Source organism: Plantactinospora endophytica, assembly GCF_016862915.1.
Taxonomy (GTDB): Bacteria; Actinomycetota; Actinomycetes; order Mycobacteriales; family Micromonosporaceae; genus Plantactinospora; species Plantactinospora endophytica.
Genome location: NZ_BONW01000039.1, coordinates 300402 through 322909 on the forward strand (window position 1 = coordinate 300402; position 22508 = coordinate 322909).

A 22508-nucleotide genomic window follows, 5' to 3' on the forward strand; every position below is an offset into this window, starting at 1 on the left:
TACCGTAACGGAAAGGTTACCGATGAGCAAGGACGTTTTCCCTGCTCCGGGCGTTGCCGAGCCGGAGAAACGACCCGGGTGCCGCCGGATCCGGCGGCACCCGTCAACCTCTCCGTGGTGATCAGGCGAGGCCGGCCCGACGCAGGGCGTCGGCCATCGCACCGCTCGCGGCCGAGCCGCCGGACCCACCCGAGCCGCCCCGGCCGCCCGATCGGGACTGCTGCTGGCCACCACGTCCCTGCCGTTGCTGCCCGCCGCCGCGTGGCGCACCCCGGTCGGGCCCGCCCCGGTCCGACCCGCCGGCACCGGGCGCCGGCCGTGACCCGGCGCCGACCTCGTCCTCCAGGCGCAGGGTGAGCGAGATCCGCTTCCGGGGTACGTCCACGTCCAGCACCTTCACCCGGACCACGTCACCGGACTTGACCACGTCGCGCGGGTCCTTGACGAAGGTCCGGGACATCGCCGAGACGTGTACCAGACCGTCCTGGTGCACCCCGACGTCCACGAACGCGCCGAACGCGGCCACGTTGGTCACCACGCCCTCCAGCAGCATCCCCGGGGTCAGGTCGCTGATCTTCTCCACCCCGTCGGCGAAGGTCGCGGTCCGGAACGCCGGCCGGGGGTCGCGCCCCGGCTTCTCCAACTCCTTGAGGATGTCGGTGACGGTCGGCAGCCCGAACGTGTCGTCGACGTACTCGGCGGGCCGCAGCTTGTGCAGCACGGCGGTCTTGCCGATCAGCGTGGAGAGGTCGCCGCCGGTGCTGGCCAGGATCCGCCGGACCACCGGGTACGCCTCCGGGTGCACGCTGGAGGCGTCCAGCGGGTCGTCGCCGCCGGGGATGCGCAGGAAGCCGGCGCACTGCTCGAACGCCTTCGGGCCGAGCCGGGCCACCTGCTTGAGCGCCTGCCGGGTCCGGAACGGCCCGTTGGCGTCCCGGTGCAGCACGATGTTCTCGGCCAGCCCGGCACCGATCCCGGAGACCCGGGTCAGCAGCGGCGCGGAGGCGGTGTTGACGTCGACGCCGACACCGTTCACGCAGTCCTCCACCACCGCGTCCAGCGAGCGGGAGAGCTTCACCTCGGAGAGGTCGTGCTGGTACTGCCCGACGCCGATCGACCGTGGATCGATCTTAACCAGCTCGGCCAGCGGGTCCTGGAGGCGGCGGGCGATCGACACCGCGCCGCGCAGCGAGACGTCCATCCCGGGCAGTTCCTGGGAGGCGTACTCGGAGGCGGAGTAGACCGAGGCGCCGGCCTCGGAGACGACGATCTTGGTCAGGTTCAGGTCGGCGTACCGCTTGATCAGGTCACCGGCCAGCTTGTCGGTCTCCCGGGAGGCGGTGCCGTTGCCGATCGCCACCAGCTCGACCCCATGCACCCGGGCCAGCTTCGCCAGCGTCTCGATCGAGGCGTCCCACTGCCGGCGCGGCTCGTGCGGATAGATCGTGTCGGTCGCCACCACCTTGCCGGTCGCGTCCACCACCGCCACCTTGACCCCGGTACGCAGCCCCGGGTCCAGCCCCATCGTCGGGCGGGTACCGGCCGGCGCGGCCAGCAGCAGGTCGCGCAGGTTGGTGGCGAAGACCCGGACCGCCTCGTCCTCGGCCGCCTGCCAGAGCCGCATCCGCAGGTCGGCCCCGAGGTGGATGAGGATCCGGGTACGCCACGCCCAGCGCACCGTGTCGACCAGCCAGCGGTCCGCCGGGCGCCCCCGGTCGGCGACGTCGAACCGGGCGGCGATCTCCTGCTCGTAGCGGCTCGGCCCGACCGGGGCGTCGTCGGGGGCGGGCGCCTCCTCCGGGTCCATGGTCAGGTCGAGCATGCCCTCCTTCTCGCCCCGGAACATCGCCAGGATCCGGTGCGAGGGCAGCCGGGTGTACGGCTCGGCGAAGTCGAAGTAGTCGGCGAACTTGCTGCCGGCCTCCTGCTGCCCGTCGCGTACCCGGGAAACCAGCCGGCCCCGCGACCACATCCGCTCGCGCAGCCCACCGATCAGGTCGGCGTCCTCGGCGAACCGCTCCACCAGGATCGCCCGGGCGCCGTCCAGTGCGCCGGTCGGGTCGGCCACCCCGGCGTCCGGGTTGACGAAGCCGGTCGCCACCGTGCGCGGGTCCTGGGTCGGGTCGGCCAGCAGCGTGTCGGCCAGCGGCTCCAGCCCGGCCTCGCGGGCGATCTGCGCCTTGGTCCGCCGCTTCGGCTTGTACGGCAGGTAGATGTCCTCCAGCCGGGCCTTCGAGTCGGCGGCCAGGATCTGCGCCTCCAGCGCGTCGTCCAGCTTGCCCTGGCTCCGGATCGACTCCAGTACCGCGGCCCGGCGCTCCTCCAGCTCCCGCAGGTAGCGCAGCCGTTCCTCCAGGGTGCGGAGCTGGGTGTCGTCGAGCGACTCGGTGGCCTCCTTGCGGTAGCGGGCGATGAACGGCACGGTCGACCCGCCGTCGAGCAGGTCCACCGCGGCCCGTACCTGCCGCTCGTGTACGCCGAGCTCCTCGGCGATCCGCTGGTGCACAGAGCGCGGCTGCGCAGAGGTTGTCACGTCCTGTTCCGCCTTTTCCACTCGGTTCCGCCGGTGCGCCGCCGCCGGGCTCGGCGACGGGCACACCGGGTGCCGGAAAGCATTGTGCCGCACCCGACGGCGGCCCTCATCCGGGCGGCGCCGGTGCCGCGACCGCCCGAACACTCACACGCCGTCGGCTATGGACAACCGAGAGTGATTCGGGTTAGGTCGGCTCGGAATGATCCGCGAATCGACGGGGGACGTTATGACTCTTCTGGCCGACGACCGGCCCGCCGGCTCCGGCGCGGGCGACACCGACGGACATCCACTCGCCCGGCTCACCGCCGACGAGATCCGGGCGGCCCGGGCCCTGCTCGACCGGCACGGGCTGCTCGGCCCGACCGTCCGGTTCGCACTGCTGGCCCTGGAGGAGCCGGCCAAGGACGTGGTGCTGGCGTACGCGCCGGGCGACCCGGTGGACCGCCGGGTCCGGGCGGTACTGCTCGACGTGGCCACCGGGGTCGCCCGGACCGTACTGGCCTCGCTGACCGCCGGCACCGTCGACCCGGTACGCGAGCACCACGCCGCCCGGGACGGCCAGCCGCCGATCATGCTGGAGGAGTTCGTCGCGGTCGACGAGATCGTCAAGGCCGACCCGGGCTGGCGGGCGGCGATGGCCCGCCGGGGCGTCACCGACTTCGACCTGGTCCGGTCCTGCCCGCTGTCGGCCGGCGACTTCGACCTGCCGGGGGAGCGGGGCCGGCGACTGCTCCGGGTGCTCTCCTTCCTGGCCCACCGGCCGGAGGACCACTGCTGGGCGCACCCGATCGACGGCGTGGTGGCGTACGTCGACCTGATCGAGCGCCGGGTCACCGAGCTGATCGACCACGAGCTGCTGCCGGTACCGGTCGAGGAGGGCAACTTCGACGACCCGGCGTACACCGGCCCGGCCCGGACCAGCCTGAAGCCGATCGAGATCACCCAGCCGGAGGGACCGAGCTTCTCGGTCGACGGTGACGTGGTGCGCTGGGAGAACTGGAGTTTCCGGGTCGGCTTCGATCCCCGGGAGGGGCTGGTACTGCACCAGCTCGGCATCACCGACGGCGACCGGGAACGGCCCGTGCTCCACCGCGCCTCGGTCGCCGAGATGGTGGTCCCGTACGCCGACCCGGGCCCGGTGCGGTTCTGGCAGAACTACTTCGACGCCGGGGAATACCTGCTCGGCCAGCAGGTGAACTCGCTGGTGCTGGGCTGCGACTGCCTCGGCGAGATCTACTACTTCGACGTGGTACTCGCCGACGGGGCGGGCGAGCCGCGCGAGGTGCCCAACGCGATCTGCCTGCACGAGGAGGACCACGGGGTGCTGTGGAAGCACTCCGACCTGTTCACCGACTCCGCCGAGACGCGCCGGCAGCGCCGCCTGGTCATCTCCTACTTCGCCACGGTCGGCAACTACGACTACGGCTTCTACTGGTACCTCTACCTCGACGGCACCGTCCAGTTGGAGGTGAAGGCGACCGGTGTGCTGTTCACCTCCGCCTACCAGGACGGCAGCGCGTACGCGACCGAGGTGGCGCCGGGGCTCGGTGCGCCGTACCACCAGCACCTGTTCAGCGCCCGGCTGGACATGACGGTGGACGGGGTTCGCAACGCCGTCGACGAGGTCGACGTACGGGCCCTGCCGGTCGGCCCGGACAACCCGTACGGCAACGCGTTCACCCGGGTCGCGACCCGGCTGTCGACGGAGTCGGACGGCGCCCGCAACGCCGACGCCTCGGTCGGCCGGACCTGGCGGATCTCCAACCCGGAGCGGCTGGGCCGGCTCGGTCGCCCGGTCGGCTACCAGCTCCGCCCGGAGGGGCAGACGGTGTTGCTGGCCGCGCCCACCTCCTCGGTAGCCCGCCGGGCCGCCTTCGCCACCCGGTCGCTCTGGGTCACCCGGTACGACCCGGAGCAGCGCTATCCCGCCGGTGAACTGGTCAACCAGCACCCGGGTCACGCCGGCCTGCCGGAGTACGTCGCGGCCGGCCGGCCGATCGACGGCGAGGACATCGTGCTCTGGCACACCTTCGGCACCACCCACTTCCCCCGCACCGAGGAGTGGCCGGTGATGCCGGTGGACCGGTGCGGCTTCACGCTGCGGCCGGACGGCTTCTTCGACCGCAACCCGACCCTGGACGTTCCGGCGAGCACGTCGACGCACTGCGCCGCACCCGCCGCCGACGGCCCCGCCGCCTGCCACTGAACCGACCGGCCGGCCGCCACAGCTCCGGACCTGACGGGCGGCGGGTGCTGCCGGTGGACCGGTCGGGCGACGGGCCACCGATCCGACCTGACACCGGGTGGCGCCGGCTGGGTCGGCGAATTGACCGCAGGCTCCCGGAACAGGGGCCACCGATCCGACCTGACACCGGGGCGCCGGCCGCACCGGACGGACGGAGGATTCAGCGACGCACGGTGAGCGCGGTGGCGGCGACCGTGGCGTCGACCGCGTTGAGCAGGTCGCCCAGTTCGGTCGGGAGCAGCCGTCGGCCGGCGGCTATCCGGTCCGCCACGATCGTCCGGTTGCTCGGGATCAACGCCCGGACCAGGCCGCCGGCCCGGACCAGCCCGGCCAGGGTCGCGGTCCGGGCGTCGAGCGGCTGGTCGGAGCGCTCCAGGATGGCGTTGAGCCGGACCCGGGGCCGGGCCACCCGGTTCGGGTCCAGCCCGGGAAACCGGACGGTCGTGCGCAGGTTCAGCCCCCGGGCGGTCATCCGGCGTACCGCGCCCGCGCTGACCAGCCGGTCGCCGACGTGGTCCCGGACCCGGGGAGCGAGGAACTCCAGCCAGGACCGGGCCGGATGGCCGTCGCCGCGCCGCACCATCTCGGCGAGTACCCGATCGGTGACCGGCTCGCGCCAGGCCCGGTCGTCGGCGACGTACACGGCGGACCGGATCAGGGTGATCCGCCCGTCGAAGAGCAGTTCGGCCAGGAGCGCTCCGCCGAGGGCGGCATCGACCAGGATCGCGGCGGCGAGGGCCTTGCCGCTGTAGTCGTCGTGCGCGATGAGGAACAGCTCGTCGGCCAGCCGCTCGGTGGGTGGGTCCGGGTAATTGGTCATCGGTCATCCTCGGCCGGCCGAACTGGCGTGTCGGGTCGGTCACTCTCCAATGTCGATGGAGGACGGTACGGCATGTGCACTGTCCGTTCAACCCGCCCTGGCCCTGCGTGTTCGATAATGTGACGTGTCGATCTCTTGTCGCAGCGCGTGATCACCCATACCCTCTCCGGTGTCGTTCGAGAGCCCCTTTCTCGTCACCCCCACACCGAGAGAGACCGACATATGTCATCCAGTTCCGCCCTGGAGACCGGCCTGCGCCGGGGACGTCTGGGCACCGTGCATCTCGTCTTCTTCACCGTCGCCGCATCCGCCCCGCTGACGGTGGTCGGCGGCGGCATCACCACGATGTACGCCGTCAGCGGCAACGTCGGCGCCGCACTGTCCTATGTGGTGCTCGCCGCGATCCTGGCGGTGTTCGCCGTCGGCTACGCCGCAATGAGCCGGTTCGTCAGCAACGCAGGTGCCTTCTATTCCTACATCGCGAACGGGCTGGGCCGGGCCGGCGGCGTTTCTGGCTCATTTCTGGCACTGGCCTCCTACAACGCCATCCAGATCGGACTGTACGGCCTGTTCGGCGCCATTTTCGGCGAGTTCATGGCGACGAAGTTCGGCGTCGACCAGCAGTGGTGGGTCTGGGCACTTGTCGGCCTGGCGGTGGTCGGGTTGCTCGGCGTGCTCCAGGTCGACCTCAACGCCACCGTCCTCGCGGTGCTGCTGATCCTCGAATGTCTCGCCGTGGTCGTCTTCGACGTCGTCTCGGTCGGCAACCCGGCCGGCGGCAGCGTCAGTTTCGCCGGGCTCGATCCCGGCAACCTGTTCGCGGCGGGTCTCGGTGCGGTACTCGCGCTGGGCATCGCGAGCTTCACCGGATTCGAGTCCGGGGCGATCTACAGCGAGGAGGTCCGGGACCCACGCCGGACCGTGGCCCGGGCGACCTACGTCGCGGTGGCCTTCACCGGCGCCTTCTACGCGTTCTCCGCCTGGGCGCTGACCGTGGTCACCGGACCGGAGAACGCCCAGGCCGCCGCGATCGAGGCCGGCCCGGGAGTCGTCTTCGGCACGCTCGCCGAATACTCCGGCAGCACGGTGGCGGACCTCGCGAACGTACTCTTCATCACCTCGGTGCTGGCCGCCCTGCTGTCGTTCCACAACGGTGTCGCCCGGTACCTCTTCGCGTTGGGCCGGGAGCGGGTCCTGCCCGCCTTCCTCAGCCAGACCGGGGTCCGGACCGGGGCGCCGGTCGCCGGCTCGCTGGCCCAGACGGTGCTGGCCCTCGGCGTGGTACTCGCCTTCGTGCTGGCCGACCGGCATCCGGTGCTCGACCTGTTCACCTGGCTCAGCGGTGTCTCGGCGGTCGGGGTGGTGCTGCTGATGACCCTCACCTCCGCCTCGGTGGTGGGATTCTTCCGCCGCAGCCCGGCGGCCGAGGTGAGCACCTGGCAGCGGCTGGTCGCCCCGGCGCTGGCCACCGTGCTGCTCTCCGCCGTGCTGGTGGTGCTGCTGGTCAACTTCGACGCGCTGCTCGCGCCGGGCAATCCGAGCTACCTGGCCTGGCTGCTGCCCTCGGTCACCCTGGTCGCCGCGCTGCTGGGACTCGGCTGGGGGCTGCTGCTCCGGGCCAACCGGCCGGCCGTCTACGAGGCCGTCGGCCGGGGCGCGGCCGATCCGGAGCCGGCGGTCGAGGACACCGAACTCACCCTGACCCGCTGACCCGCTGACCCGCTGACCCGCTGACCCGCTGACCCGCTGACCCGTTCGACCCGCTGACCCGTGAACCTTCGGACCGTTGCCGGTCCGGGTGCGTCGGGGCGATCAGCCGAGGGAGCGCCACCAACCGTCCACCGGGAGCGGGTGGTCGACGACCACCCGCTCGCCGGGGCGCGGCACCGCCAGGCGTACGCCCCGGCGGTCGGCCTCGCGGCAGAGCCGGTCCACCGGTTCGGCCCAGGCGTGCGGGGCGAGGTTGAACGTCCCCCAGTGCACCGGGACGAACAGCCCGCCCCGCAGGTCCAGGTGTGCGGTGACCGCCTCCTCCGGGTACATGTGGATGTTCGGCCAGGCGCTGGCGTACGCACCGATCTGGATGAGGGTGACGTCGAACGGGCCGTACTCGGCACCGATCTCGGCGTAGCCCTCGAAGTAGCCGGAGTCGCCGGAACAGAAGACCCGGCGGCTCCGGCCGGCGATCACCCAGGAGCCCCAGAGGGTCTGGTCCCGGGCGAGCCCGCGCCCGGAGAAGTGCCGGGCCGGGGTGGCGACGACGTCGAGCCCGGCGACCGTCGTCCGCTCGCCCCAGTCCAACTCCACGATCCGCTCCGGCGGCACGCCCCAGCGCTCCAGGTGGGCGCCGACCCCGAGCGGTACGAGGAACGGCGCGGACTGGGTGTCCCGCAGGGCGCGTACGGTCGGCATGTCCAGGTGGTCGTAGTGGTCGTGCGAGATGAGCACGGCGTCCAGCCGGGGCAACCGGTCCAACGGCACCGGCACCGGATGCAGCCGGCGTGGGCCGAGCCGGGCCGACGGGGAGCAGCGGTCGCTCCAGACCGGATCGAGCAACACCCGGCGACCCTCGATCTCGATCAGCGCCGACGCGTGGCCGTACCAGAGCACGTTCAGTTCACCGGGTGGGGCCGAGGCTGGCTCGACGGTCTCCGGTGCCAGTACCGGTACCGGGCCGGACGGGCGTCGGGGCTGGTTGCCGAAGAGGAGTTCGCGGAGGATGCCCCGGCCGGTGCCGGGTAACGCGATCCGGGTAGTGACCGGGTTGCGGAACGCCCCGGCCCGGAACTGCGGGGAGCGGTGTACCCGGTCGGCGCGGGCGCCGTCGGGCAGCCGGCCGAGTGCCGCCGGCACGTCCCGGACCGCCCAGGCGGCTGCCCCGATCGCGGCCACCGCCAGCGACCACCGGAGCCGGCGTCGACGAGCCGCGACCAGGTCCCGTGCTGCTCTTCCCCGCATCTGCCGGTGCCCCCTCGTCCCCACGAGCGAGGGTACGCCGACGCCCCGGCCACCCCGGGGCCGCCCGGAAAACCGGGGACCGGGCGGCCGGGGCGGGCGGGTCAGCCGCCGTTGGTCGGCTGGTACATCCTCGGCCGGCGGGCCGGCACGGAGAGGTTGCTCAGGCCGCTGACCGCGCTGAGGAACGCCGGGCCCATCGCCGCCCGGGCCTGCACGGCCGGGTGCGTCGAGCCGAAGTTGTCCGCCCCGGCCTGACCGTCGGCGAACAGCGCGTACGTCAGCACCGGCGTACCGGCCGGATCGAAGATCAGACCCGCCTCGTGCCGGGCGTCGGCGAACCAGCCCGCCTTGGTGGCGATCCGGGCCCGGTCGGTCGACGACATGGTGCGGCGGATCCCGTCGGTGAACGCGATCGGCGAGCGGAGCTGGTTGAGCAGGAAGGTGGTCGAGTTGGCGGAGAGCAGCGTGCCCCGGACCAGCGCCTGGAGCAGGTCGTGGGTCTCCCGGGGGGTGCTGGTGCCGAGGAAGAACCGGTTCGGGTTGGCGACCGGCTCGACCTGGGTCTTCGGGAAGCCCTTGGCGACCAGGATCTGGTTCAGCTCGGCGGCGGGGCAGACCAGGCCGCAGAGCCGGACGGCGGTGTCGTCTGAGACGGTCAGCAGCGCGGCGAGTACGTGCCCGAGGGTCACCGAGCTGGGGTAGGCGCCGTCCAGGCTGAAGATGCCGTCGCCGCCCGGGACCACGATCGCCGAGGTGACGTCGACCCGCTGGTCCAGGGTGAGCAGTCCCCGGTCGACCTTGTCCAGCACGGCGGTGGCCACCGCGATCTTGTTGACGCTGTACGCCTCGACCACGGTGTCCGGGTTCTCGCGTACCGCCACGAGCGGGGTCGGGCCGGTCCCGCCGGCCACGCTCAGGTACGCGTACCAGTTGCCGCCGGCCTTCGTCTTCTCCCGTCGGTAGATCGCGGCGACCTGGTCCGCCTGTGTCCGGTCGGGGCTCTGGATCCCCTGGCCGCTGTTGGGCGCGGCCATTGCCGGAGTGGCGGTGCCGAGCACGACCCCGGCGGTGGCCGCCGTGCCCATGCCCAGCGCGGTCCTGCGATTCACCTTGCTCACCACGTGGTCTCCCGTTCCGGAGGCGTCGATGTCGTCTACCGGCGGCAGCCCGCTGCCGGCTGGCCGCAGGGCGACTGCCGGATTTGCGGCTTGCCGCCCGGTAACAATAGGCGACTCCGGTCCGCACCGCCCAGCCGCACGAGCGGTGCGGGCTGCGGTGTATCGGCGGTGTATGTGCGTCGGGTTCAGGTGGCCGGGGCGCCGTCCCGGTCGCGGGTGGCCTTCAGGTAGTCGCGGTTCAGTCGGCCGATGCTGGTCAGCGGGATCCCCTTGGGACAGACGGCGGTGCACTCGCCGATGTTGGTGCAGCCGCCGAACCCCTCGGCGTCGTGCGCGTCGATCATCCCGACGACCCGGGTGGAGCGTTCCGGCTGGCCCTGCGGGAGCAGGCTCAGGTGGCTCACCTTGGCGGCGGTGAACAGCATCGCCGAGCCGTTCGGGCAGGCCGCGACGCAGGCGCCGCAGCCGATGCAGGCGGCCGACTCGAAGGCGGCATCGGCGTCGGACTTGCGGACCAGTTGGGCGTGCGCCTCCGGGGCGGCGCCGGTCGGCGCGGTGATGTACCCGCCGGCCGCGACGATCCGGTCGAACGCGCTCCGGTCCACCACCAGGTCCTTGATCACCGGGAACGCCTTGGCCCGCCACGGTTCGATGTCGATGGTCTGGCCGTCCCGGAAGTGTCGCATGTGGAGCTGGCAGGCGGTGGTGGCCCGCTCCGGCCCGTGCGCCACACCGTTGATCACCATGCCGCAGGCGCCGCAGATGCCCTCCCGGCAGTCGTGGTCGAAGGCGACGGGTGCCTCGCCGTCGAGGGTCAGCCGGTCGTTGAGCACGTCCAGCATCTCCAGGAACGACATGTCGGGGGAGACGTCCGGGACCTGGTAGCTGACCATCCGTCCGGGGTCGTCCGGTCCGGTCTGGCGCCAGATCCGCAGGGTCAGGTTCACTTGTAACTCCGCTGGGTGGGGTGGACGTACTCGAAGTGCAGGTCTTCCCTGTGCAGCACCGGCGGCTGGTCGGCACCGGTGAACTCCCAGGCGGCCACGTAGCTGAAGTGGTCGTCGTCGCGCTGCGCCTCGCCCTCCGGGGTCTGGCTCTCGGCCCGGAAGTGCCCGCCGGCCGACTCGGTCCGGTGCAGCGCGTCGACGCACATCAGCTCGGCCAGCTCGAAGAAGTCGGCGACCCGGCCGGCCTTCTCCAGCGCCTGGTTGAGCCCCTCGCCGTCGCCGGGCACCTTCACCCGCTGCCAGAACTGGTCGCGCAGGGCGCGGATCTCGGCGAGCGCCTTGCGCAGCCCGGCGTCGGTCCGCTCCATGCCGCAGTGGTCCCACATGATCTGGCCCAACTCGCGGTGGAACGAGTCGACGGTCCGGTCGCCCTGGCAGGCGAGCAGCCGGGACAGCCGGTCGGTGACGTCGTCCCGGGCCGCCACCACCTCGGGGTGCTCGTCGGTCAGCGCCTCGAACGGTCCGGCCGCCAGGTAGTCGGCGATGGTGCTGGGCAGTACGAAGTAGCCGTCGGCCAGCCCCTGCATCAGCGCCGACGCGCCGAGCCGGTTGGCGCCGTGGTCGGAGAAGTTGGCCTCGCCGATCACGAACAGGCCCGGGATGGTCGCCTGGAGGTCGTAGTCGACCCAGAGCCCGCCCATCGTGTAGTGCACCGCCGGATAGATCCGCATCGGCACCTCGTACGGGTCCTCGCCGGTGATCCGCTGGTACATCTCGAAGAGGTTGCCGTACCGGTCGGCGATGGTGGACCGGCCGAGCCGGTCGATCGCGTCGGCGAAGTCGAGATAGACGCCGAGCCCGGTCTGTCCGACGCCCCGGCCGGAGTCGCAGACGTTCTTGGCCGCCCGGGAGGCGATGTCCCGGGGGACCAGGTTGCCGAAGGACGGGTACATCCGTTCCAGGAAGTAGTCGCGCTCGTCCTCGGGGATCTGCCGGGGCGGGCGGTCGTCTCCGGCCGCCTTCGGCACCCAGACCCGGCCGTCGTTGCGCAGCGACTCGCTCATCAGGGTCAACTTCGACTGGTGGTCGCCGGAGACCGGAATGCAGGTCGGGTGGATCTGCGTGTAGCAGGGGTTGGCGAAGAGCGCGCCCTTGCGGTGCGCCCGCCAGGTGGCGGTGACGTTGCAGCCCTTGGCGTTGGTGGAGAGGTAGAAGACGTTGCCGTACCCGCCGGAGGCGAGCACCACGGCGTCGGCGAAGTCGCATCCGATCTCGCCGGTGACCAGGTCCCGGACCACGATGCCCCGGGCCCGGCCGTCGACCACGATCAGCTCCAGCATCTCGTGCCGGCTGTGCATCTCGACCCGGCCCTGCCCGATCTGCCGCTCCAACGCCTGGTACGCCCCGAGCAGCAACTGCTGACCCGTCTGGCCCCGGGCGTAGAAGGTGCGCTGCACCTGGGCGCCGCCGAACGACCGGGTGTCGAGCAGCCCGCCGTACTCCCGGGCGAACGGGACGCCCTGGGCCACCGCCTGGTCGATGATCTCCACCGACACCTCGGCCAGCCGGCGCACGTTCGACTCCCGGGACCGGAAGTCGCCGCCCTTCACGGTGTCGTAGAAGAGCCGCTGGATGGAGTCGCCGTCGTTGCGGTAGTTCTTCGCGGCGTTGATGCCGCCCTGGGCGGCGATCGAGTGCGCCCGGCGCGGGCTGTCCTGGTAGCAGTAGGACCTGACCCGGTAGCCCTGTTCGCCGAGCGTCGCGGCGGCCGAGCCGCCGGCCAGGCCGGTGCCGACCACGATCACGGTCAGCTTGCGCCGGTTGGCCGGGTTGACCAGCTTGGCGTCGAAGCGGCGGCGCTGCCACCGGGTTTCGATCGGCCCGTCCGGGGCCTTCGTGTCGGCGATCGGCTCGCCGAGGGTGAAGAGGTCCAGACCGCCGCTGGAGTTCGGCGGCGCGGTCTCGACCTCCCCCTGCGGTCCGTGGTGCCCGGAGGTGGACGTCGGGGCGAACTCGCCGCGCTGCCCAGGTCGAGGAGAGTTCATCAGCGCACCAATCCCGCGATGACGGCGAAGGGGACGAGTAGGTAGCCGGCGCAGAGCGCGACGGAGAAGCCGAGCGCGAGCGCCCGGGCCCGGGCCTCGCCCCGGGGAGTCTGCTGACCGAGGCTGCGGAACGCGCTGAACAGCCCGTGCCGCAGGTGGAAGCCGAGGGTCACGATCGCGACGGTGTAGAGCAGGGTCACGTACCAGCGTTCCGGCGCGAAGTCGGCGGCCACGTTCGCGTACGGCCGGCGCGGGTCGCCGACCGGGTTCAGGTCGCCGGTGGTCAGGTCCAGCAGGTGGTAGACCACGAAGAGGGCGATGATCACGCCACCCCAGCGCATCGTCCGGGCCGCGTAGCTGCCCTGCACCTTGGGACGGTGCGCGTACCGGACGGGGCGGGCGGCGCGGGCCCGCCGGGCCAGCACGGTGGCCGACCAGATGTGCGCGACCAGGGCGATCCCGAGCACGGCGCGCTGGATCCAGAGGTACCAGGTGTCCGGCAGTACCGGGGAGCCGATCGTCCGCAGCCAGTGCGCGTAGTGGTCGAACGACGCGGGTCCGACGAAGATCTTGAGGTTGCCGAGCATGTGTGCGAGAAGGAAGAGCACCAGCAGGATGCCCGTCACCGCCATCACGATCTTCAGGCCGATGCTGGACCGGATCGGCGACCGCGTCGAGAGAGCTGTCACCCTCCAAACGCTAGGAGACCTCTCATTAGTCGTCCAATGCATCAAAGCCTCAGCGTCGATAGCTGTAGGCTATGCAGGTGCAGCTCCACCAGTTGAGATACTTCGTGGCAGTGGCGGAAACCCGGCATTTCACTCATGCCGCCGACAATGTCGGCATCACCCAGCCTTCGTTGAGTAAGCAGATTCACGCCCTGGAGTCGGATCTCGGTGCCCCCCTCTTCGAACGGGTACGCGGCAACATCGGCCTGACAGCGGCCGGCGAGGTGCTGCTGCCGCTCGCCGAGCGCATCCTGGCCGACGTCGACACCGCCCGCCGGGAGGTCCAGGAACTCGTCGGAGTCCGGCGCGGCCGGGTACGCCTCGGCGCCACCCCCAGCCTGGCCACCTCCCTCGCCCCGGCGGTGCTGCGCCGGTTCCGGGACGCCCACCCCGGCGTCGACCTTCGGGTCGAGGAGAGCGGCTCGCAGGACCTGGTCCGCGACCTGCTCCGGGGCGAACTCGACCTGGCCCTGATCATCCTGCCGGCGACCGGCGCCGACCCGGCCCTGACCGCCGAGCCGATCCTCCGGGACAACCTGGTGGTCGCCTCGCTCAACCCGCTGCCGATGACCGACTCGGCCGGCACGCTGCACCTCACCGACCTGCGGCATCAGCCGCTGGTGATGTTCCGGCAGGGCTACGACCTGCGGGACGCCACCCTGCGGGCCTGCCGGGAGGCCGGCTTCGAGCCGTCGCTGGCGGTGGACGGCGGCGAGATGGACGCGGTGCTGTCCTTCGTGGAGGCGGGACTCGGCGTCGCGCTGGTGCCGGGCATCGTGGTGGCCCGGCGGCCCAGGCTCTGGGTCACCCGGCTGGCCCCACCCGGGGTGCACCGGACGATCGCGCTGGCCCGGCGGCGGGAGCCGGAACCGACCCACGCGGCGCGGGCGTTCCGGCGGATCCTGCTCGAATACATCGGTACGGCCGCCGCGAACGCGACCCTGCCGGCAGAGGTCACGCCGTACTGAGCGCTGCTAGTGCTGACCGTCGTCGGGGGCGACCAGCAGCCTCGCGTAGTTCGCCATCGAGCGCTGGTAGCGGGGCAGGTGCGGGGCGAGCGCGGCGACCGCGACCGAGACCGCTTCCCGCTCGCGGCCGGCGTCAACCAGGCAGAGCGCCAACACCGCGCTGATTGCGTCACCGAGGCCACGGGTCTGCTCGTCCAGCGTCGCCGGGTCGATGGCGCGCTCGGCCTCCAGCAGCGTGACCGCCAGCTCGGCCTGCCCGACGTTCCGCAGCGAACTCGACAGTTGGATCACCGCCCGGCGGCGCCGGTAACCGGAGAGGCCGTCGTCCAGCGCCCGCCGGTAGAGCGGGACGGCGCGGTCGGAGTGCCCGGTCGAGTCCCAGGCGCAGGCCCGCTCGAACGCGGCGACCGGGTCACCGTCGGGCAGTTCGGCCGCCAAGCCGTCGATCAGGGCTCGGAACTCCTCGTCCCGGCCCTCGTACTCGTCGATCGATGCCCACGCCTCGGCGACCCGCCGCTCCCAGTCCCGCATCCGTGCATGATCGCAAATCCGCCGGTCACGCCTCCGTCAGCCCTCGGGCCGGCGCAACCCGAGCCACCCCGGCAGGTGTCGGAGCCGGGTCGGAGCACGGCGGCCGGTGACGCCCCTCCTCCAGGCGCGTCGCCGGCCGCCGCACCTGGTCGGGGCCGACCCTCGTGCGGGTGGCTACGGTGTGGTCACGGTGGGGTCGAGGGCGATCGCGGTCAACTGTTCGATGGTCAACGGCGGGTCCTCGCCGTCCCCCCGGACGGTCACGATCAGGTACGTCCCGTCCGGACGCTGCACCTGGACCCAGCGGGTGGTGGCGTAGGCAACGGAAGGGTCGGAGGTCGGGACAGGCCGCAGGGTTTCGCCGGGCGGATACGTCTGCCTCGGAACGCGCACGATCGGGCCCCGGACGGATTCGGACCGGATCTGCTCGCCGGCGGGTCCGGTGCTGTCGATGCAGTTGCGGTCCCGGACCGCATCCGGGGTGCACGGCCGGATCGTCTGGGTGCGGTCGATCTGTACGAGCAGACGACCGACCCGGTCACCCGAGCGAACTCCGCCCTGCCCCATGTGGCCGTGCGGGATGTCGCCACGAAGCATCGGACCGGAGAGCCAGATCGGCGGCTCGTCCGGTCCCACGGCCACGTGCGGTGCCCATTCGAGGTCCGGTGCCACCCGTGCCACCACGGCGAAGATCGCCCAGTCCACCGGCTGGAAGGGATTGCCCGCCGACGGAACGGGCGTGCGTACCGGCGCCGCCGTCGGGCCCGGCTGTGCGGGAAGATCGGCCGGCGGCCGTCCTACCACGGCCACCGCGCCGACGGTGACGGTTGCCACGGCGGCCACCGCCGCTGCCGTCGTACCGACCCGCTGGAGCCGCACCCGGCGGCGCTGCCCGGCGATCAGCCGGTCGATGTCGATGGTGGTCGGTGGAATCTCTCCGACCGCCTCTTCGAGGATGGTTCGATGGCTCATGCGCCCTCTCCGTTCACTCCCACACCCGTTGCCGCCAGCCGCAGGTGCTCCAGCCCACGCGCCGCCTGGCTCTTCACCGTGCCGGTGCTGATCCCCAACACCTGAGCGGTCTCCTCCACCGAGAGGTCGCAGTAGAAGCGCAGCACGACCACCGCCCGCCGACGCGGCGGAAGCTGTCTCAGCAGGTCGAGCAGCATCTCCCGGTCGGACAGCGCGTACTCGTGCACCGTCTGGTCCGCCGAGTCCGGCGGATCGTCGGTGGCCTTCTCCCGGCGCCACGGTCGACGGCACTCGTCCAGCCACGCGTTGGTGAGCATCCCGCGCACGTACCCGTCGACGCTCTCCATCGCGCGTACCCGCCGCCAGTGCCGGTACAGCTTGCCGAGGGTGATGGAGACCAGATCGTCGGCGGTGTGCCAGTCCCGACAGAGCAGGTAAGCCGTGACGCGCAGCGGTTCGAGCCGGGTGACGACGAACTGCCGGTACTCGTCCTCGTCGGCCCGTTTCACCGCGCCGCGCCCTTCGTTGACCTCATGCCCGGGGAACGGAACGAGGGGTCGGAAAGGTTGCCCGGGTTCGTGCGGCGGGTCGACGCGGACAAGGCCGGGTCTGCGACTGAGGCCGGGTCTGCGACTGAGGAGGGTTCGACCCGGCGGGCTTCGGTGCCGGCAGTGTCCGTCGGAGCAGGCTCAGGACGGCGGCGACGCGGCAGCCGGCCGGGCGGGGAGGATTGGTCGTGCTACCAGCGCCAGCGCCAGAAGCGGCGCTCGTAGCGCACCACCAGCGTGCCGGCGGCGGTGCTGCCGGTGACGACGACGTGCGGGGCGGTCGAGCCGGGTTCCGGCGTGGACGGCACCTTGGCCTTCGCCGTGCCGGCGCTCGTGTTGACCCCGTCGATGTTGGCGGTCGCGCCGGTCGGCAGCACGATGTACGTCGAGCCGGCCTGGGTGGCGAGGTTGATCTCGACCACCCGGGAACTGATCACGGCGTGCCGCAGGTCGAGCTTGACCGTGCCGGCCTTGCTGCGGATCACCAGTTTCCGGGGTACGGTCCATCGACCGGAGCGCTTGATCTCCCCGGCGAAGCTGTTCAGCTCGACTACCTCGTCGGGTGTGACGGTCGGGGCGACGTCCGGCAGATCGGCGACGTACGGCTGTACCTCGCTGTCGGTCCGGGCCCGCAGCACGCCGTCGACGCGCTCCTCGAACTCGGGCAGCGTCAGCCGGCCCTCCGCGACCGCAGCGCTCAACCGGGCGACGACGCCCTCCCGCTCGGCGTCGGACAACCGCACCTCCCGCCTCGGCGGGACCACGTCACCACTCACCTGAGCAACACTACGGTTCGGTCGACACGTGCAGAAGCCCGGTCGGCTCAACTCGGGTTGCTTAGCGAGCGACGGTGTCCGTCAGCCTGACGAACCGGGTCGGCTGGCGCGCTCGATGTGGGTGCCGAGCACGTCACCGCTCTCGATCTGGGTGTTGAACCGGATCGTACGGCCGCTTCGGCGCTGCACGACGTAACGGCAGTCGATGCCGAGGGTGTGCCGCCAACCGTCCCGCGCCTCACCGAGCCGCCGGACCCTGCTCACCTCCGACCAGGGGACGGGATCGGCGACTCCGCGTCGAGTGTGGACGAAACCGCCCTCGTACTCGTCGAACCGCTCGCCCCGGTTGGCGATGGCGTGCCCGAGCCGCCAACAGGCGAACGCGACCAGCAGCAGGCCGCCGAAGAGCGGAAAGCCGGTGATGGCGTTGGCGAACGGGCTGCCAGGGTTGCCGCCCTGCGACGAGATCTGCTCCTGCCGGGCCTGGAAGATGGGGAGGCCGATCAGGGCGCTCAGCGCGCCGACGATCAGCATCCCGATCGCGGTGCTGAACCTGCGACGGTCGTCTGCACGGTACGTCCGGACGAACTCGCCGAGTTGGGGACTGGCCGCTGGCGTCACCGGGTCGGTCACACCACGCATGCTATCGACGCCATCGCCCACGGTGAATACCGATCTGGCGGCATGTGTCGTCGCGCTGTTCCGAGGCTAGGGCGAGCTGGGCCGCTCCGTTCGGCGTACCGGATCGTCGGTGTCGGGGTTGTTGAGCGGGTCGAGAAGGTCGGTCAACGTCAGCAGGGTCTCGACGGTCATGCCCCGCCGCCAGGCGGTCTCGGCCAGCAGGCGTATCGCGGCGTAGAAGGGCTCCTCGTGGGTCAACTCCTCCAGGCTCATCAACTGTTCCTTCCTGACGCGTCGGGCAGGACGTGGGTCGGCACGATCAGAGCTACGTCCGGTGTTGCCCGCCCAGTTCGGACGTGGTGGTACCGCAGCGGGGACACCAGCGGGACTTGACCCTGAAGGCGAAAAGCCCGGCGAGGAAACCGAGCAGGGTGCAGCCGACGACCGTGAAGAACAGGCGCAGCAGCATGGCGACCTCCTGGTTCGCGGGATGCCGGGCGGCGGCCGGTTGCCGCCAGCGACCTGCCCGGCATCCCGGTTACGGGACGTCCGCCCGAGGGCGGAGTGGCCACGGCGCATTCCGGCGGGGGAAGTGCGCGGCGCGCCGTGGCCGGTACGGGTCAGCCGGAGCGTGACTGAGGCCGTACCGTGGGTCATATTGCTGGGGTTTGATGCGCGAACGCAAGGCTTGCGAGGGGGCGTTCTGCTCATATCGCGCGGCTTTTCCATTGCCTTGCAAACGCAAGCCATCTGAGACTGGAGAGGAGCGAAGGAGCATGAACGTGGCGGCACGAAAGCAACCGCCGACCGTCAGACTGCGCCGACTGGCGGCGGAAATCCGCGCACTGCGGCACGGCGCCGGTTTCACCCGCGAGGACGTCGCCGAGCGCACCCACATGAACCCGGCCACCCTCTGGCGCCTCGAAACCGCGCGGGCCCGTCCGCAGCGCCGGACTCTGCTCGGCCTGCTCGACGTCTACGGCGTCACCGATCCGGAGCGCCGGCTCGAACTGGTCGGCCTGGCCAAGGACGCGGGGCAACTGGGCTGGTTGCAGGCGTACGAGGACCAGTTGCCCGACGAGTACAGCACCTACATCTCGTTCGAGTCGGAAGCCCAGACGGTCCGCAACTACGAGTCACTCTTCGTCCCGGGCCTGCTCCAGACCGAGGCGTACGCCCGAGCCTTGATCGCCGGTGTACTGCCGGAGATCACGGAGGACGAGGTGGAACGTCGGGTGGAGGCGCGACTCAAGCGTCAGGAAGTACTCGCCCGAGCCGAGCCGCTGCGGGTGTGGGCCATCATCGACCAGAGCGTGTTGCACCGGCGCGTGGGCTCGGCGGACGTGATCCGCGATCAGCTACAGCACCTCGCCAAGCTGACGAAGTCGCCCAACCTCACGGTGCAGGTGCTGCCCTACGATGTCGGCGCGCATCCGGGGATGCACGGGGCGTTCGCAATCATGGGCTTTCCGGACGCGGCCGATCCGGAACTGGTGTATCTCGAAAACCGCGTCAATGGCCTCTTCCTGGAGCGCGACACTGACGTCGCCAGCTACACCGATCTCTTCGAGCACCTACGCGCGGCGGCGCTGAATCCGGCGGCCTCGATCCGCATGATCCTCGGCGTCGCCGACCAGCATTGACGGAAGGGAGGTGAAGTAGATGTACGAGATCAACATGGCCGACGCCACTTGGCGTACGAGCAGTCGTTCGGGTGGCAACGGAAACTGCGTCGAGGTTGCCGACAACCTTGGGGCTGTGGTCGCGGTGCGGGACAGCAAGGACCGGTCCGGTGCGGTGCTGGCGTTCCGCCACGCCGCCTGGGCGACCTTCACGGCGTCGCTGAAGAACGGAACGCCCCCGGCGTAGCCGTTTTGCGGCAGTTCGGTGGCCCCCTCCGCAGCCGTGGGCGGGGCCGCCGGCTGTACAAGGGAGGTGAGGAGAATGTACGACTTCGATCCGAGCGATGCCAGGTGGCGCACGAGCAGTCGTTCGGGGGCCAACGGAAACTGCGTCGAGGTTGCCGACAATCTCGGGGCTGTGGTCGCGGTGCGGGACAGCAAGGACCGGTCCGGTGCGGTGCTGGCGTTCCGCCACGCCGCCTGGGCGACCTTCACGGCGTCGCTGAAGAACGGGACGCCTTCGGCGTAACCGTTCTGCGGTGCGGTTCGGCGGCCCCCTCCGCAACCGTGGGCGGGGCCGCCGTCCGTACCCCGGAATGGCCACTTTTTTGTGCGTACTTGTCGGTCCGGGCGGGCTGGACGAACCTGGTTGTGGGCGGTCGGACGGCCGCCGGGATCAGGATCGACGGATTCGGGATCGACGGGAGGTCGACGGTATGTCAGGAGGCCGACGGCTGGGCGGCGGCGAGCTTGTCCAGGCGACGGTGTCCCCAGTCAGAGAGCGGGGCCACCGCCTCGGCGAGGTCGCGCCCGAACGGGGTCAGCGAATAGACCGTCTTCAGCGGCAGTACGTCGTGCACCTCCCGGTGCACCAGCCCGTCGTTCTCCATCTCGCGTAGCGCCTGGGTCAGCACCTTCTCGGTGAGGCCCGGCAGCCGCCGACGCAGTTCGGCGGGGCGGTGCGGGCCGGACTCCAACAGCCAGAGCAGCGACGTCTTCCACTTGCCGTCGATCACGGCGATCGCGGCGGTAACCCCGCAGACGTTCAGGTCCCGGGCTCGGCTGCGCGTCATCTCCGCCCTTTTCATCCCAGTTTCGCACACGTATCAGGAGTTCAAGTATGTCCTCGCACCCCGAACAGTCCGCTGTCACCGTACTCGGTCTGGGACCGATGGGCCGGGCGCTGGCCGGCGCGTTCCTCGACGCCGGCCTGACCGTCACGGTCTGGAACCGCACTCCCGGCCGGGACGCCGCGCTGGTCGACCGGGGCGCGGTCGGCGCCGGCTCGGCGGCGGAGGCGGTCGCCGCCAGCGACCTGACCGTGGTCTGCGTGGTCAACTACGACGCGGTGGACGCCATCCTCCGGACCGACGCCGTCGCCGCCGCGCTCAAGGGACGAACCGTGGTCAACCTCACCGCCGACACCCCGGAGCGGGCCAGGGACCTCGACCGTTGGGCGGCCGAGCACGGGATCGGCTACCTGGACGGTGCGATCATGACGCCGACCACCACCATCGGTACCCCGGACGGTGTCTTTATCCACAGTGGTCCGAGCGACCTGCACCAGCAGTACCGGCCCGTGCTGGAGCGGCTGGGCGGCACCCACACCCACCTCGGGGAGGAGATCGGCCGGGCGGCGGCGTACGACATCGCCCTGCTCGACATCTTCTGGACCTCGATGGCGGGGTGGGCGCACGCGCTGGCAGTAGCGAAGGCGGAGGGGATCGGCGCGCGGGAGTTGGCACCGTTCGCCGTGGGCATCGGCGCGATCCTGCCGCCCCTCTTCGAACAGACGGCGGCCGAGGTGGCGGACGGCAGCTACTCCGGCGAGGGCAACCCGATCACCTCGGCGGCGTCGACCATGGCACACGTCGTACACGCCTCAGAGGCGCACGGGATCGACGCTGGCGTGATGCGGGCGGTCGAGGGCTGGGCCCGGCGGACGATCGGACTCGGCCACGGTACGGACGGATTCCTCCGGGTCGCCGAACTCCTCGGCCGCCGCTGAGCCGGGCCGGCCGGTCCCGGAGCGCCGCGACCGCCGCCCGGCGGCCACGGCCTCGGCGTTCCGGGACGGTCGGCGCGACCTGCGGCCGGTAGGCTGGAGAAAGTGACCCTTACGCACCGGGAAGTCTTCGAGCGGTACGTCCACGCCGGCCCGATCAGCCGGGATCCCGACGCGGTCGCCGCCCTCTTCACCGACGACGGGATCTTCGAGGCACCGCTGGTCCCGGACGGGCATCCGCTACCGCGCCGACTGGTCGGCCGGGAGGCGATCCGGTCCGGGATCGGCGCCTACCAGCAGGCGCCGGCCTACCAGGGCGCGGTCGACGTGGCGGAGTCCGGATACGTGCTGCGCGACACCACCGACCCCGAGGTCTTCGTCGTCGAGATCGACACGGTCCTCGTCCTGCCCTCCGGACACCGGACGACCATGTCCCTGGTGCAGATCTTCCAGGTCAGGGACGGCCGGATCGTGAAACTACGCGACTACTTCCCGGTGCCGCCGCAGGCTGACTCGTGACGGCGATCAGTTCGGTGCTGGACCGGGCGGCGCTGACCCTCACCTTCGTCGCCGAGTACGCCGCCGACGCCGATGCCGTTGACGGCGTTGACGGCGGCGAGGGCGCTGATGCCGTCGACGCGGAGCGGGTGTGGCGAGTGTGGACGGACCCCGCGCAGTTGGCCCGCTGGTGGGCCCCGCCCGGCTGGTCGACCGTGGTCGAGCCGCACGAGGTGCTGGTTGGCGGCAGGTCCGAGTGGCGGGTCACCGGTCCGGAGGGCGAGGAAGGGCTGGGCTGGTGGGCGACGACCGTGGTGGACCCGCCGTACCGGCTGGAGTTCGACGAGACCTTCGCCGGTGAGGATCTCGAACCGATCGAGTACCTCGACCCGACGCACACCGCAGTGACGATCGAGCCGCTCGGGACCGGTACCCGGATGACCGTCACCGTCACGTTTCCCGATCGCGGGCAGCTCGACCAGATGCTCGGGACGGGCATGGAGGAGGGCCTGCGCACCTGCCTGGAACAGATCGACGCCGTGCTCGCCGACCCGGCCCGGTGAACCGCCGGTC

The 22508-nt window shown here is 71.3% G+C and carries 24 protein-coding genes; 9 read left to right on the forward strand and 15 right to left on the reverse strand.

The features are described from left to right. Positions 1 to 121 precede the first annotated feature (121 nt). Positions 122 to 2533, reverse strand: coding sequence for a Tex family protein (locus tag Pen02_RS32980; RefSeq protein WP_275413636.1), 2412 nt, complete (start codon positions 2531 to 2533; stop codon positions 122 to 124). 226 nt (positions 2534 to 2759) lie between these two features. On the opposite strand from Pen02_RS32980, the gene Pen02_RS32985 reads away from it, so the two are divergent. Continuing rightward, complete coding sequence (locus Pen02_RS32985; protein ID WP_203870049.1) at positions 2760 to 4739, forward strand: primary-amine oxidase; 1980 nt, start codon at positions 2760 to 2762, stop codon at positions 4737 to 4739. 199 nt (positions 4740 to 4938) lie between these two features. On the opposite strand, the gene Pen02_RS32990 is transcribed toward Pen02_RS32985, so the two are convergent. After that, positions 4939 to 5598 carry a GOLPH3/VPS74 family protein gene (locus Pen02_RS32990; protein WP_203870050.1) on the reverse strand — a complete coding sequence of 220 codons (660 nt, stop codon included), beginning with the start codon at positions 5596 to 5598 and terminating at the stop codon, positions 4939 to 4941. Between the two features lie 222 nt (positions 5599 to 5820). Between Pen02_RS32990 and Pen02_RS32995 the strand changes: the two genes are divergently transcribed. Further along, positions 5821 to 7308 (forward strand): APC family permease, encoded by a 1488-nt coding sequence (locus Pen02_RS32995; RefSeq protein ID WP_203870051.1) that lies wholly within the window; start codon positions 5821 to 5823, stop codon positions 7306 to 7308. Between the two features lie 102 nt (positions 7309 to 7410). On the opposite strand, the gene Pen02_RS33000 is transcribed toward Pen02_RS32995, so the two are convergent. From Pen02_RS33000 to Pen02_RS33020, 5 genes are all read right to left on the reverse strand, one after another. Next, positions 7411 to 8556, reverse strand: coding sequence for an MBL fold metallo-hydrolase (locus Pen02_RS33000; protein WP_203870052.1), 1146 nt, complete (start codon positions 8554 to 8556; stop codon positions 7411 to 7413). A 101-nt stretch (positions 8557 to 8657) separates the two neighbouring features. Next, positions 8658 to 9665: a serine hydrolase gene (locus tag Pen02_RS33005; RefSeq protein ID WP_239141692.1), complete on the reverse strand. Its 1008-nt coding sequence runs from the start codon at positions 9663 to 9665 to the stop codon at positions 8658 to 8660. Positions 9666 to 9859: 194 nt separating this feature from the next. After that, positions 9860 to 10621: a succinate dehydrogenase/fumarate reductase iron-sulfur subunit gene (locus Pen02_RS33010; RefSeq protein WP_203870053.1), complete on the reverse strand. Its 762-nt coding sequence runs from the start codon at positions 10619 to 10621 to the stop codon at positions 9860 to 9862. Then, the gene (locus tag Pen02_RS33015) at positions 10618 to 12555 is read right to left on the reverse strand and encodes a fumarate reductase/succinate dehydrogenase flavoprotein subunit (RefSeq protein WP_203870149.1); all 1938 of its coding nucleotides are present in this window, start codon (positions 12553 to 12555) and stop codon (positions 10618 to 10620) included. The genes Pen02_RS33010 and Pen02_RS33015 overlap by 4 nt, the downstream gene beginning before the upstream one ends. A 110-nt stretch (positions 12556 to 12665) precedes the next feature. Continuing rightward, the gene (locus tag Pen02_RS33020; RefSeq protein ID WP_275413637.1) at positions 12666 to 13355 is read right to left on the reverse strand and encodes a succinate dehydrogenase cytochrome b subunit; all 690 of its coding nucleotides are present in this window, start codon (positions 13353 to 13355) and stop codon (positions 12666 to 12668) included. A gap of 71 nt (positions 13356 to 13426) precedes the next feature. Here Pen02_RS33020 and Pen02_RS33025 point away from each other — a divergent pair, with 71 nt between their 5' ends. Next, positions 13427 to 14362: a LysR family transcriptional regulator gene (locus tag Pen02_RS33025; RefSeq protein WP_203870055.1), complete on the forward strand. Its 936-nt coding sequence runs from the start codon at positions 13427 to 13429 to the stop codon at positions 14360 to 14362. A gap of 6 nt (positions 14363 to 14368) precedes the next feature. On the opposite strand, the gene Pen02_RS33030 is transcribed toward Pen02_RS33025, so the two are convergent. The 7 genes from Pen02_RS33030 to Pen02_RS33060 form a co-directional block, all read right to left on the reverse strand. Further along, complete coding sequence (locus Pen02_RS33030) at positions 14369 to 14893, reverse strand: tetratricopeptide repeat protein (RefSeq protein ID WP_203870056.1); 525 nt, start codon at positions 14891 to 14893, stop codon at positions 14369 to 14371. A gap of 174 nt (positions 14894 to 15067) precedes the next feature. Further along, complete coding sequence (locus tag Pen02_RS33035) at positions 15068 to 15865, reverse strand: hypothetical protein (protein ID WP_203870057.1); 798 nt, start codon at positions 15863 to 15865, stop codon at positions 15068 to 15070. Further along, positions 15862 to 16374: a SigE family RNA polymerase sigma factor gene (locus Pen02_RS33040; protein ID WP_203870058.1), complete on the reverse strand. Its 513-nt coding sequence runs from the start codon at positions 16372 to 16374 to the stop codon at positions 15862 to 15864. Before Pen02_RS33040 ends, Pen02_RS33035 begins: the two co-directional genes overlap by 4 nt. Positions 16375 to 16604: 230 nt before the next feature. Then, positions 16605 to 17189, reverse strand: coding sequence for a DUF1707 SHOCT-like domain-containing protein (locus tag Pen02_RS33045; RefSeq protein ID WP_203870059.1), 585 nt, complete (start codon positions 17187 to 17189; stop codon positions 16605 to 16607). An 81-nt stretch (positions 17190 to 17270) separates the two neighbouring features. After that, positions 17271 to 17822: a DUF6585 family protein gene (locus Pen02_RS33050; protein ID WP_203870060.1), complete on the reverse strand. Its 552-nt coding sequence runs from the start codon at positions 17820 to 17822 to the stop codon at positions 17271 to 17273. A gap of 75 nt (positions 17823 to 17897) precedes the next feature. Next, entirely contained in the window at positions 17898 to 18083 is a 186-nt protein-coding gene (locus Pen02_RS33055) for a hypothetical protein (RefSeq protein ID WP_203870061.1), read from the reverse strand. Positions 18084 to 18135: 52 nt separating this feature from the next. Beyond that, a complete protein-coding gene (locus tag Pen02_RS33060; RefSeq protein ID WP_203870062.1) occupies positions 18136 to 18279 on the reverse strand; it encodes a hypothetical protein in 144 nt (47 codons plus the stop codon). A 307-nt stretch (positions 18280 to 18586) separates the two neighbouring features. Between Pen02_RS33060 and Pen02_RS33065 the strand changes: the two genes are divergently transcribed. The 3 genes from Pen02_RS33065 to Pen02_RS33075 all read left to right on the forward strand — a co-directional run bounded on the left by Pen02_RS33065 (position 18587) and on the right by Pen02_RS33075 (position 19961). Further along, positions 18587 to 19453, forward strand: a complete 867-nt coding sequence (locus Pen02_RS33065) for a helix-turn-helix domain-containing protein (RefSeq protein ID WP_203870063.1) — start codon at positions 18587 to 18589, stop codon at positions 19451 to 19453. Between the two features lie 19 nt (positions 19454 to 19472). Continuing rightward, positions 19473 to 19679 (forward strand): DUF397 domain-containing protein, encoded by a 207-nt coding sequence (locus Pen02_RS33070; RefSeq protein WP_203870064.1) that lies wholly within the window; start codon positions 19473 to 19475, stop codon positions 19677 to 19679. 75 nt (positions 19680 to 19754) lie between these two features. Then, positions 19755 to 19961, forward strand: coding sequence for a DUF397 domain-containing protein (locus Pen02_RS33075; RefSeq protein ID WP_203870065.1), 207 nt, complete (start codon positions 19755 to 19757; stop codon positions 19959 to 19961). Positions 19962 to 20151: 190 nt separating this feature from the next. On the opposite strand, the gene Pen02_RS33080 is transcribed toward Pen02_RS33075, so the two are convergent. Continuing rightward, positions 20152 to 20505 carry a winged helix-turn-helix transcriptional regulator gene (locus tag Pen02_RS33080; protein ID WP_203870066.1) on the reverse strand — a complete coding sequence of 118 codons (354 nt, stop codon included), beginning with the start codon at positions 20503 to 20505 and terminating at the stop codon, positions 20152 to 20154. A 47-nt stretch (positions 20506 to 20552) separates the two neighbouring features. Here Pen02_RS33080 and Pen02_RS33085 point away from each other — a divergent pair, with 47 nt between their 5' ends. The 3 genes from Pen02_RS33085 (at position 20553) to Pen02_RS33095 (ending at position 22498) form a co-directional block, all read left to right on the forward strand. After that, positions 20553 to 21440 (forward strand): NAD(P)-dependent oxidoreductase, encoded by an 888-nt coding sequence (locus Pen02_RS33085; RefSeq protein WP_203870067.1) that lies wholly within the window; start codon positions 20553 to 20555, stop codon positions 21438 to 21440. A 102-nt stretch (positions 21441 to 21542) separates the two neighbouring features. Next, the gene (locus Pen02_RS33090) at positions 21543 to 21956 is read left to right on the forward strand and encodes a nuclear transport factor 2 family protein (RefSeq protein WP_203870068.1); all 414 of its coding nucleotides are present in this window, start codon (positions 21543 to 21545) and stop codon (positions 21954 to 21956) included. Next, the gene (locus Pen02_RS33095; RefSeq protein ID WP_203870069.1) at positions 21953 to 22498 is read left to right on the forward strand and encodes an SRPBCC family protein; all 546 of its coding nucleotides are present in this window, start codon (positions 21953 to 21955) and stop codon (positions 22496 to 22498) included. Before Pen02_RS33090 ends, Pen02_RS33095 begins: the two co-directional genes overlap by 4 nt. The last annotated feature ends 10 nt before the right edge of the window (positions 22499 to 22508 follow it).